Genomic DNA, 12,041 nt, shown 5'->3' on the forward strand with positions numbered 1-12,041 from the left:
CGGATGTACGTTTTGAAGGCTGGCGCGGTTTACCAAAAATAAACCAAGCCAGTCCCCGAGAAGCCGGCCACAAGCCGGCTTTTTAATGCCTGCAACAAACCATATCCATTGCTGAAACCGCATTTCCCGCTTGTATAGCGCCCAATGCACTGGTTACCGTCCCGCCAAAAATCGCAGGGAACATAATGCCCAGAATCTCATGCCCCATTGAGGAAGCGCTGGAGCGCGCCGCCGAACGAGGCGAGCCGCCTGCCGAAGATAAGTTGGCCAGTGAAGAAGATGACGAACTTGCCGCCATCGTTCACGAGCGCCTCGCCGCTCCTCAGCGAATGCAGGTCAGTCTGGCTGATCTGTAAGCTGTTTGAACGCCCAGCTACAATTGCAGAATTTGTCCAACAACTTGTTGGACAAATGCCCCTTACGGATAACTGAACGACTTCACCAGCGTCAATTCCCCGGCCGTCCGCATCGGCACTACAAACGTCTCCATCTTCTCGCTCGGCGTGCCTTCTTCAGTAATCACCGTCACCTGCGCCGTGGTCAGCGCCTGCACCGCTTCGTCCCCACCTCCATCATCCCCGCGATACCCGCCGCCGTAATAATTCACGTAGACCAGATACTGCCCCTTGATCGGCGCGGGCATGGCGGCGATTTCCGGGCCGTAGCCGGTGGTGACGTCGACGTCGAGGGCGGCGCCGTTGGGTGCGACGCGGTTGCCGTACCAGATGTGGGCGCCATCGGGGGTGATCAGGTGCAGGTCGAGGTCGGTGCCGTCGCTGTCCCAGGCCAGCAGGACGCGCAGTTTGGCCGGGGTGGCGCCGCCGCGGGCGTTGAGGAATTGCGTGCGGTGGCGTTGCTGGCCGTCGGCGCTGCGCACTTCGACGCTGTTGCTGCCATTGGGGAAGGAGAACGGGCGATCAAAGCCGCCGGATGGGTCGATTTTCAGCGGCATGCTGACGCCGTTGACGATCAGGCGGCCGGGTTCGTTGTTCTTCGGCACGGCTTTGATCTGGCCGCTGATTCTGGCGGTATTGGCCTGGCCAAGCGGTGTGTTGACCGACGAGGCCGGGTAGTTGACGGTCTGGCGAAAGCTCTCGCCCTCGCCTTGCGGTGCGCCGCTGCGCCAGCCGCCGACCGGGGTGTCGAGTTTGACGCCATCGGCGGCGAACGCTTGCGGCAGTACGTTGAGGGCACAGAGCAGCAGCAAGACCTGTGGATAACGGAGTGTCATGGTCTATTCCAGCAAAAGGTGACGGGCGAGCCCTTCGATGTAGGTTTCATCCTGGCCGTTGGGGTGTGCTTCGAAGGCCAGGTGCAGATATTCGTGGGTCAGATCGAGGCGATCCTGCAGGGTCAGCACGCCGCGCACATAAATGCGCTGACGCTCACGGTCGACGAAGGGCCGGCCGAAGGCGAGTTTGCATACGGCGAAAGTGCTGACTTCGTTGTAGCCGGTTTCGCTTTCAAGCCTCGGACGCCAGCCGCGCCGCTGCTTCTGCAGCCAGTCTTGCGCGGCGGGCAATGCTTCGCAGGAGGCGACCGGGTTGTCCCAACGGCTGAGGCTGGCGCGTGGATAGGCGTGCAGCAGAATCGCGTCGTAGCGCTGCCCAGCGTTCGCTTGCTCGACGGCTTGCTGCCAGGCGAGTTTGTCCGGGCCGGGCTGGTCGGAGTGATAGGTGACGGTGCTGCCGGCCAGTACCAGATCCGCCGTCCACGCCGTGATGTTGCGTGATTCGGCCGAGGCTGGACGCGGGGCGACGCGCTGGCGATTGCTGCTGTCGTCGATGCTCAGGCAATCGCCGTTGCGCGTGGCGTTTTGCAGCAGATAAGTGCGGATCGCTACGGCCAGCGCCCTGGCGGCTTCGGCGGGTTGCGGTTTGGCTTCGCGCTCAAGGACGCGGGCGACATATTCTTCGCGATCAAGCCTTGCGACGAGTTTGTCGTTGAGCAGAAACAGTTCGCCATCGCTGTGGATGTCCAGCGCATTGCCGTTGGCGAATTCGACGCGGTAGTCGCCGCGCAATGGCCCGGACGTAGCGACACGATCCCCGACCAGAACCTTCGAAACCGGGTATTTCGAAAACAGCCCGACTTCCACACAACGCCCCGTGTCCGCTGGCCACGCCGTCGGCAACACGCTGGCCAGCGCCTGAGCGTAATGACGCAGAACCATTTGACTGGTACCGCGTCCACCCGCCCAGATCGGCGCGCCGTCGGCGCTCCAGCCGGCGAATCCACCTTGCCGCGATTGTGCATCCTGGTCGCCGAGCCAGCTCCAGGTTTTCACCCGCAGGCGTCCGCCCAACTCGCCGGCGACATTGCCGTCCGCCGCGTTCAGTACGACATCGAGCAGCACGCGGCGCATCTGTTCCTGCGCTGGCAGCAACGCCAGAACGCTCAATAACTCGGCAACCGAAACCCTTGTTGCCGGTTGCACAGCTGGCAAATCCAGCAACCACGTCGGCGCTTGCCGCGCCTGCCAATACGCTCGCCAATCCGTCGCTGCAATGCCCAACCGCGCCGGTTCGAAATACAGACCGCAGGACTTTACCAGTGCCTGATCCCGCTCGATCTTGCCGCCCGCCGAGCAGCAATAAACTTCTTCTCTGGACTGCCCGCGACATTCATAAGCCGGTTCCCGGGCACCGGTATCCACCAGCCACGCGTAGACGAACAACTTCCACAGACTGCCCAGCGGCGCATCCAGCGACGCTGGCAACGGTTCGCGCTTGATCAGTTGCGTCTGACTCAACGACAACAACTCGCCCTGATAGGCCACGCGCAACGGCTCGTCCTGCGCTGTCGCCAGCGCAGGCATCACACCCATCAGCAGCCACAACAGCGGCCGGCGCATGTCAGTTGACCGTGACCTGACCGAGGGCGGCTTTCGCCTCCTGGGCCTGATGCTGCGGTGCATACACTTGCTTGAAGCGTACCGGCGGCAGGTTGAACTGGCCCTTCTGCGAGAAGCGCACCAGATGACGCAGGCGCAACTCGCCACTCAGCGCGTCGACCGGCACCGCGTAAGCCAGTTGGCCCGGTTCGAAACGCGCCTTCTCCAGCGCGGTCGGTTCGGTGCCGTCCTTGCCCTGCAACTTGATGCCCCACGTCGTGCGCTCGACATCCGCGCCCGGTGGCAGCGGCACTTCAAGCATGCCGTAGCGCAGCGGTTTCGGTGCCTTGCTGGTGAGGATCACCTCGTCCAGGTACAGGCTGTCGCTGGACAGCGGCTTAGTGCCGACCGGCTCGAGTTTGAAGGTGAACGCTTCGTCGCCCGGCACCAAACGCGACAGGCGCCGGGTGATGGTCACGCCCATCGGATCGACCTGCGGCTGTTGCGTCTGGAAGCTCAGTGCTGCACGCAGCGGCCGCTCTTGCGTGCCGGACACGCTCAGCACGCTCGGCAGCGGCGCCGCGCCTTGCCATGTCCAGTACATCTCGCCGCTGGCCCCGTAGTTTTTCTTCCAGCCTTCACCCGGCATCAGCGCGATGGTCGGCGAGGCCTGAGCGATGCTGCGTTGCAGCCAGGTCAGCGCCAGCGCACGTTCCAGCGTCGATTGCTGCGGCAACAGGCGTTGCAACAACGCCGTCGCACGGGCCGGATCAAACGGTTGCAGCGACAGATTCAGCGCTTCGACAAAGGGCTGCGAACTGGTCGCCAGACGTTGTTGCGCTGCGCCCAGTTGCCGATTGAACGCATCCGGCAAAGCAACTTTCGCCTGCGAGGCCAACGATGCAGTGAGTACCCGCGCCGCCGCCAGACCGAGCGCCGAATCCGGGTCGTTCATCACCAGACTGTCCTGGCCGTCGTCGAGCAAGGTTTCGGCAGCGCCTTCACCGGCCTTGGCCAGATCGTCGATCAGACCGCTGAGCAGCGTGTTCACTGGCAATTCCATCTGTTTGGCGAACGACAGAATCAGCGCCCGTTGCAGCAATGGCGTATTCGGCGCTTGCTTGGCATAAACCTCCAGCACCCGCTGCCAGTGCTCCGGCGGCAGGGTCAGGTCGAGTACGCGGCTGGCATTCCAGTCGGCGTAATAGGCATAGGCGGTGAGAAATGCATCCGGCTCGCCGTCGTAGCCCCACCAGGTGAAGCTCGCCGACGGCCCGGCCATTTGCACCAGACGCAGGCGGCTGTTCTGCATGATCAGGCGCAAGCGATCGCGAATCTGCGGGTTTGAAGCCAGCGATGGATAGGCGATGCTCAACGGCAGCAAGCGACTGGCGGTCTGCTCGATGCCGCCGTACGGGTAGCTCAGGAGATCATCGAGGGCGGAACGGAACAGCGCTTGCGGACTGTCATCCAGACGCAGGCGAATATCCGTGGCATCCGCCGGCAAACTCAAGGGTGTATCGCCGCTGACCACTTCGAGGCTTTGTGTCTGGGTGACCTGCCAGCCTTCACCGGTGGCACTCAAGCGCACAGCCAGAGCATCGGCGACTTTGCCATCCTGCACCAGCTCCGCCGTCCACTCGCCAGAGGCCAAAGCGAACGCCGGCAGTGGCAGGTAATTGATGCCGCTGTTCAAAGTCACCGGCAGACGTTGTTCGTTACCGGCATAGTGAGTCACCAGTTCAGCCTTGACCGGTTTCTCCGCCTGACTGAACGCAAACACGCCCAGTTGCGGCTGATCGCCCTTGCGGAATCTGCTCGGCCCGCTCCACTTCAGGTATAGCGGTTTTTCCGAACGGACAAACTGCTTCTTCTGCCCGACCTGACCGTCATCGGCAATCGCCCGCGCGGTGATGCGCCAGCGGGTCAGCGAGTCCGGCATCTTGAAGGTGAAACGGGTTTTGCCGTCGGCGCCGGTCAACAACTCCGGCTGCCACGCAGCGGTGTCGACGTCTTCACGGCGCGGACGCTCAAGCACTTTCACGCCGCGCTCGCTGCGATTGGCCTTGCCCGGTGCGCCGGGGCTGCCCGGCAATGCCACGTCGTAGCTGATGAATGACAGGCTGGCACTGGTGCGCACGTTGTTGCGCCGCGGATGATAGAAGAACTGGTCGATGCTCGGCGCGACTTCCGGTTGCAGCGCGTAGACCATTTCGTCGACCACGCTGACCGTCAGATGCGCCGGAACCGCTTTACCGGCGAACTGAGTGGTCAGGTCGACCGTGACCGTATCGCCCGGCAGATACACCGCTTTGTCGGTGCTGATCGCCACGTCGATTTGCGGCGCGACCACTTTGATCCCGGCGTTCTGGAAGCTGTACTGACCGCCCTTGGTGTAGAGCACGGAGAAGGTCAGGTTCGGCGCGAAGTTATCCTTCACCGCAATGCGCGCGCGGTATTGGGTGTCGCTGAGTTTTTCCAGCTTCAACCAGTCAGCGCCCTTGGCCAGCAGCGCAGTGGCCTCGACCTTGTCGCGCTCCAGCGACAGCAGTGCATCGCTGACCGGCTCAGGGAAGGTGATCAGCGCCAGCGCTTCTTCGCCCGCCTTGTACTCGGGCTTGTCGAGGACGATTTCCACGGTACCCGGCACCGCTTTCACGCCGTCGCCGGTGACCGAATGGCCGGTGGCGCCGAGGACGCGACCGTGTTGATCCTTCAGCGTCAGGTTGTACGTGCCCGGACGTTCGAAGGCGAGGCTGAAGCCTTTGTCCGTTGCGGCGAGTTTGCCTTCGCCGGTGCTCTGATCTTCCAGGCGCACCCAGGCGTAGCTGCTCGGCGTTACAGCTTTGCTCTGTTCGGTGCCAGCCTCATTGGCGTAGCTGAAGGCAACCTTGTCACCGACCGCGCTGAAACGCTGCGGCGCGCTCAAGCGGAAACTCGCCGCGCCACGGTCGATGAGGATTTCCTTGGTGGTCTTGACCCGATACGCAGCGCCGTCGCTGGCAAACACGGTGAGCATGTAGCGGCTTGGCTTGTCGGCGGCTGGCAGGTCGAGGGTCGCGTTGCCCTTGCTGTCGGTGGTCAGTTCGGTGCTGGTCAGCTCCACCGGGAATTGCCCGAGGTATTGCAGCTCGTTGTCGACCATCGACAATTGCTGGGCGCGCAGGCTCAGGCTCAATTTGGCGTTGGCCACCGGTTTGCCGTCCGGGTAGAGCAACACCAGACTGCCTTTCACCGGCTCACCGGTGCGGTAATCCTGCTTGGCCAGATTCAGCGAGATCTCGAAGTGCGGCTTGATGTACTCAGCCACACGAAAGGCGCTGCTGTAGGCCTGCTCCTTGTAGTTGAAACGGATCTCGTAACCACCGGCCACGGCGTTATCCGGCAACTGGAAACGGCCCTGAGTACCTGCTTTCGAATCAAGCTTCAGATCGAGGGTTTGCAGTTCGGTCCCCGTGGCATCAAGCACGCTGACACTGACATCCGCCGCGCCCGGCAGCACCGAATCACGGGCATTCTTGAACTCGCGACCGACGATTTTCAACGACACCCAATCGCCCGGACGATACAGCGGCCGGTCGGTGAAGGCGTAAAGTTTGGTGTCGTAGATTTCGCTGTCGTAATAGAAGTTTTCCGAGACGAACACGCCGCCCTCTTCGTCCTCGCCGATGACGAACGAGCGCTCCGGGCTGACGTGTTTCAGGCGCAGCAAACCGTCGGCATCGGTAGCACCGCTGCTCATCACGCCGAGGCCATCGGTCCACAGCACATTGACCTTCGGCACCGAACTGCCTTTGTGCTTGCGCGCGGCCCAGACCAGCAGTTCATCACCGGCAATCTTGCTCACTGCGACGGTGTTGGAGACGAAAACCATGGTGGTCGCGCGGTACTTGCCGATCAGCGCTTCAACCAGATACAGCCCCGGCTTCAGGTTACCCAACGGGATGTAAACGTTGCCCGGCGCGACGCTGACGAAGTCACTGGACGAGCCGGCCAGATTGACCCCGGTCGGTGGCTGGATCGGCTTGGCCTGCCACAGTGGATAACGGAACTGGCTGACCACCGGCAGACCCGGGATCAGCGCGAATTGCGGCTGCGCGTCGTACGGCGTCGGCGCCACCATGGCCTCGCCCATTTTCAGCTCCGGCACTTCTTCTGTGACCTGCTTGCGCGACTCGTAGGAGAACGCACGCTGCATCACCCGCCGGGATTTGCGATACCAGTTGTCCCACAGATAGGCGAGAGTGTTGGACAGACCTTCGCCCTTGAACTGGCCGTCGCTGACGACGCGATGCAGGTTCTTCTGGCGCTTGAGGAAATCCAGCGGCTTGTCGATGCGATATACGCGAATGTCGGCGCCGCCGTACGGCTCCATACGAAAGCGCCGGTAGTCACGACCCGGTGCTTCAAGGCGGACCATCGCCTGCTCGTCGCTGGCAAAACTGCTGTCGGCGAGCAGGAAGAAACTCTCACCGGCCACCGGCGTGTAATTGCTCGGCTCCACCGAGTCTTCGGCGTTGACGCAGGAAAACGGCAGCAACAACGCCAACAGCAAGGAAATTCGCGAACAGATACGCAACATGCGGGCACCGGTCATTGGGAGAGAAAGTTCAGTCGATAGACGCCGATGAAGTTGGGGTTGGCTGCGTCGGGTATCCATCGGGTGTCCTTCCATGTCATGAGTTGCTGCAGGCTTGCCGAACGCATGCCGTTGTCTGTGGGGGTGGTGGTGCCGGTGTGATAGGCGATGTAGCGGCCCATCCAGATCATCAGGTGCTGGTCGTCGCCCTGATCGAAAAACATCAGGTCACCGGGCCGCGCCTGCGACACATCGCGGCCGACCAGATGGCTGTTGAACTGAATAAGTTTGATCGCGTTGACGTACGGCCCGACCTTGCCGCCGCCCTGCTGCCACTGTTGCGCGAGCTTGCGTTGCTCGTCGCTCAGCGTCAGTTCCGGCGGCAGATAGCGATTGGACAGACCATTGCTGCGCAGCCATTTGTCGTCGTGGACTTTCAGCGCTTCGTTGGCGGAAAAGCGCACCAGCCCGGCGCAGTCCTGCTGATACCAGCGCGGGCTCGGGCCCTGGCTCAATTGCTCTTGAGCAATACGCACAAACCAGGCGCGAAACACCTGGGATTGCGCCGGGCCGAGCGCCGGCGCTTCAACCGCGCGGGCGCCTGCGCTGAGCAACAGCGCGAGCAGGCCGAGGCTGCGGATCAGTGCGCTCACAGCGCTTTCCATTCCAGCGGCAGCCATTGCCAGTGGCCATCCGGCTCACTGCCTTCGGGCAGGGTCAGGGCATATTTGCCGTAACCGCCAAGGGTGCGCAGTTTCGGCATCAGGTAGGTTTGCGCAGCGTTATAAAACACCGGCTCCATGTCCTGCGGCAGGCTGTCGAGGGTTTCGCGCTGCATCAGTTGCGCCATCGCGTCCGGGCCGAAGTAGATCGGCATCAGTACGTCTTTTGGCAAAACGTCGGCCATCGGCGGGAAGCGTTTGTCGAGGGTGCCGAGGGCTTTGTCGACGAGTTTGTCGTCGAGGGAAAACAGCAGCGTCGAGCCGTGACGGGCAAGGCTGACTTTCATGAACGCCTTGCCGGAAATCGCCTCCGGGTTTTCAGCGGTCTTCGCCGCGTACGGCCCGAAACTCGAACTGACCTGACGCTGCCAGACGTGGCTCTGGCCTTCCTGCTTGTCGATCACCGGGAATACGCTTTCGGCGACATTGGCTTCGAACGCGCCGACCATCGAGCCGAACAATTTGCCCAGATCACCGTCAAGCTTGCTGCTGTCCTCGTCTTTGAGGCTGGCGACCAGCAGCGGTGTGTACAACCGCGAATCGGCGTACCAGCACAGGCCGGCCGCGCCAGCGACGTGTTCGGTCAGCGTTTGCGCAACAGCTTCATCGGCACCGAGCTTGATCAATATCGGCTTCTGCGGTTCGGCCGCCACCGGCAGGGTCACGCAAGCGCTCGCCCCCAACGGCATCGCCTGCCAGACCGGTTTGAAATCGAAGTCCGGCTGGTTTTCCAGCTCATCCATGGCCAGATAGCTGTGCCAGCCCTTGTCGTCCATGTCGAAACGCAGTCCGGCGAAATTCGGGATGAAGCGCTGATAGCCCATGGCGAGCACGCTGGAATTGACCGACAGACGCTGCTTGGTTTCCGGGCTTTTCGCCGGCAAGCCGAACGCTTCGGGGAAGAGTTTTTCACCGTTGAGCAACGCCGCCAGCGCTTGCGCGGAAACGCGGCCCGACTCTTCCGAGACGCCGCTCTCGGGGTCGTAGTACTTGGCTGGATTGGACAGCACCACCAGTTTGTCGCCGCGCGACGCGAACAGCAGTGATTTGCTGGCGTTGTAGCTGAGTTGATACAGCGGCACGTCGTCGCCGCCGACTTTGAGAGTGCCGAAGATGCTGAGCTGGGTGTCATCCAGCGCCACTTTCGCCAACGGCTCGAGCAGCTTGGCCAACCCGCCGCGATCCATCACCAGCAGGAAATCCTTCAAGCGGCCATCCGCACCACGCCACAGCGCCACATCGGCCGGTTGATCGAAAAGCTGTTCGATCAGGCTGTCCTGTAATTTGAGGTCATGCTCGTAGATGATCCGCCGGAGGCTGCCGATCAGGCCGAGGCGGTCGGCGTGGGTTTCGTAATAGAAGACGAAATCCTCGGTAAGCGTGGCCTTGAGGAACGGCACCGTCAGCAGATCCTTGGGCAACTGGCTCAGTGAACGGGTTTCGAGCAAGGCGTCTGGACGGCCGAGGCCGAGCTTGTCACTGGCAAGTGTCGCCGGCGGCGCTTTGGGCTTGAGCAGCAGCCAGCCGAAACCGCCCGCCACACCGGCCACCAGGCACAGGCCGAGCACGACCAGCGGCCAGCGCCGCGAAGGTTTGGCCGCCGGTGTCGCGGCAGCTGGAGTCACAGTGTTATCGCTCATGTTCACAACATCCGAGTTCATCCGTGGCGGGATGCTTAATAGTTGAAAGTCTTGACCAGCAGCAGATCACCGATCGCCCGCAGGGGCACGATGAAGGTTTCGCGTTTTTCGTCGACGGTGTTTTCGTTGAGCACCAGGGTGATCTGCGAGGTGATCACCTCGTTCTGATTGCTGGCTTCCTCGAAGTTATAGCCACCATCGCCGTAGTTGCCCCAATAGTTGACGTAGACCAGATACGTGCCGTGCAGCGGCGCGGTCATGGTGAACATTTCCGGGCCGGGGCCGTCGACGCCATCCGGGTCGAGGCCGCCGCCATTGCTCAACGCCGGCCTTGCCCAAAAGGCATGCTGACCGTCGGGGGTGACAATATGCAGATCCAGCTCGGCTTTCGGGTCGTCCCATCCCAAGACAAGACGAATCTTCGCCGGCGTGCGCAGATTATTTGCTTCATAAAATTGCACGCGCTTGAGCGACTGCCCTTCGGCGCTGATCACTTCAACGCTGTTGGAACCGGCGCCGAAGGCGTAAGGCCGGGCGAAACGCCCATCGTCGTCGGTGTACAGATTCAATGGATTGCCGTTGACGGCGAGGCTGTGCGGCGGACGCATGTGGCCGAGGGCTTTGAGCTGGCCCTGGATCATCGTGCGATTGCGCTGAATGCCGCGATCGATCGGCGGCGTCGGGTAGGCGACCTGCGGATTTTCCGAGCGATCGAGCAAGCCGTGATAACGCCAGCCGCCGACCGGCTCGGACACCTGCGCAGTCGGCGCGGCCCACAGCGCAGGTGCGCAGGCGAGGCCGATCAGCAGCAAAAGAAATGAACGCATGTGACGCCTCCTGCCATGCCTTGAACGAAACCTTGCACCCGATCCTCGGTACTTCACAGCGGTGAACTGCGTTTCGTCTGAATGCCCCGCAACTGTCGGAGCCGTAGAAGCGGCGAAGAGTAGCGATTCGGCAGTTTTTTAACAATCGGATACATGTGTGATGGCTGTAGGAATTGCGCCGCCCTGGTAGACGGTGAGCCGAATAGCCGGCATATTCGGCTCACCAAATGAGCCGAATAGCTTTGTTATTCAGCTCACGCTTCTTCGACAGGTGATCAATGACCGCGCACTGGATCTGGCAACAACCGGATTGGCCCGACTTCAATTGGCAAGCCGAGCGCCTCGCCCCGCTGCTGCGTGAGTGCGTGCAGACGCAGGGCCGACTCTTGGGAATGGCCGGCTCAGTGGGCGATTCGATGAGCGCACAGAGCGAGCTCGATGCGTTGCTTCAGAACATCGTCACCTCCTCCGCCATCGAAGGTGAGCAACTGAATGTCGGCTCCGTGCGTTCCTCTCTGGCCCGGCGCCTGGGACTGGAATGGACTGATCGCGATAGCGTCAGCCAGCGTAGCGAGGGCTTGGCGCAATTGATGCTCGATGCCACCCATGGCTTCGACGAGCCGCTGACTCTGGCCCGATTGCTGGAATGGCACAGCTGGCTTTTCCCCGCCGAGGAAGCGATGTTCAGCGCGCGGCCAATACTCGTCGGTACCTTGCGCGGCGACGAACCGATGCAGGTGGTGTCCGGACGACTCGACCAACCAACGGTTCACTTTGAGGCGCCACCGCGCCAAGGGCTGGAACAGCAAATTGAGCGTTTTTTGAGCTGGTTCGAAGCCAGCCGCAATCAGGTTTCGCTGGATCCGCTGTTACGCGCTGGCATCGCGCATTTCTGGTTTGTCACTCTGCACCCTTTCGATGACGGCAACGGTCGTCTGACCCGCACTATCACCGATCTGGCACTGGCTCAAGGCGAAGCGCAGGCGATCCGCTTCTACGCGATGTCCGCAAGCATTCTCGAGGATCGCGCCGGTTATTACCGGATTCTGGAGTCGAGCCAAAAGGCCACGCTCGATATCACCGAATGGCTGACCTGGTTTTTGCAGACCTTGCTGCGCAGCCTGCAGCAAGCCATCACCCGGATAGATTCGGTCTTGGGCAAAACCCGCTTCTGGCAGACGCACCGCGAGTCCGACCTTTCAGCGGAGCAGATCAAAGTGCTCAAGCGCTTGCTCGATGGCGGTGAGCGCGGTTTCGAACAGGGCCTCAGCGCAGGGCAATATCAAGCGGTTGCGAAAGTTTCCAAAGCCACCGCGACGCGGCATCTGGCGGAGTTGCTGGACAAGGGCTGCCTGCAACGCCTGCCGGGCGGCGGACGCAGTACGCGTTACAAAATCAACTATCCGGATTGACTCGCCGACCGTTATGGAGAGGCTTGGC

General features: G+C 61.9%; 8 protein-coding genes. 2 read left to right on the top strand and 6 right to left on the bottom strand.

Annotation, left to right across the window (positions count from 1 at the left end; genetic code table 11):
- Positions 1-185 precede the first annotated feature (185 nt).
- Positions 186-356 (top strand): hypothetical protein, encoded by a 171-nt coding sequence (locus tag PS14A_RS22070; protein ID WP_212617228.1) that lies wholly within the window; start codon positions 186-188, stop codon positions 354-356.
- A gap of 62 nt (positions 357-418) precedes the next feature.
- Here PS14A_RS22070 and PS14A_RS22075 read toward each other — a convergent pair whose 3' ends face one another.
- Genes PS14A_RS22075 through PS14A_RS22100 form a run of 6 tightly spaced genes read right to left on the bottom strand, consistent with a single transcriptional unit; the run spans position 419 to position 10,601 of the window.
- Positions 419-1,231 carry a DUF2135 domain-containing protein gene (locus PS14A_RS22075; protein WP_212617229.1) on the bottom strand — a complete coding sequence of 271 codons (813 nt, stop codon included), beginning with the start codon at positions 1,229-1,231 and terminating at the stop codon, positions 419-421.
- A gap of 3 nt (positions 1,232-1,234) precedes the next feature.
- Positions 1,235-2,854 carry a DUF2300 domain-containing protein gene (locus PS14A_RS22080; RefSeq protein WP_212617230.1) on the bottom strand — a complete coding sequence of 540 codons (1,620 nt, stop codon included), beginning with the start codon at positions 2,852-2,854 and terminating at the stop codon, positions 1,235-1,237.
- Position 2,855: 1 nt separating this feature from the next.
- Entirely contained in the window at positions 2,856-7,430 is a 4,575-nt protein-coding gene (locus tag PS14A_RS22085; RefSeq protein WP_212617231.1) for an alpha-2-macroglobulin, read from the bottom strand.
- Positions 7,427-8,077 (bottom strand): DUF1175 family protein, encoded by a 651-nt coding sequence (locus PS14A_RS22090; protein ID WP_212617260.1) that lies wholly within the window; start codon positions 8,075-8,077, stop codon positions 7,427-7,429. Before PS14A_RS22090 ends, PS14A_RS22085 begins: the two co-directional genes overlap by 4 nt.
- Positions 8,062-9,774, bottom strand: a complete 1,713-nt coding sequence (locus PS14A_RS22095; protein ID WP_212617232.1) for a DUF2138 domain-containing protein — start codon at positions 9,772-9,774, stop codon at positions 8,062-8,064. Before PS14A_RS22095 ends, PS14A_RS22090 begins: the two co-directional genes overlap by 16 nt.
- 35 nt (positions 9,775-9,809) lie before the next feature.
- The gene (locus tag PS14A_RS22100; protein WP_130912727.1) at positions 9,810-10,601 is read right to left on the bottom strand and encodes a DUF2135 domain-containing protein; all 792 of its coding nucleotides are present in this window, start codon (positions 10,599-10,601) and stop codon (positions 9,810-9,812) included.
- A 278-nt stretch (positions 10,602-10,879) separates the two neighbouring features.
- On the opposite strand from PS14A_RS22100, the gene PS14A_RS22105 reads away from it, so the two are divergent.
- Positions 10,880-12,013: a Fic family protein gene (locus PS14A_RS22105; RefSeq protein WP_137215680.1), complete on the top strand. Its 1,134-nt coding sequence runs from the start codon at positions 10,880-10,882 to the stop codon at positions 12,011-12,013.
- The last annotated feature ends 28 nt before the right edge of the window (positions 12,014-12,041 follow it).

It is taken from the genome of Pseudomonas sp. 14A (assembly GCF_018132745.1).
In the GTDB taxonomy this organism is placed as follows: Bacteria; Pseudomonadota; Gammaproteobacteria; order Pseudomonadales; family Pseudomonadaceae; genus Aquipseudomonas; species Aquipseudomonas mercuritolerans.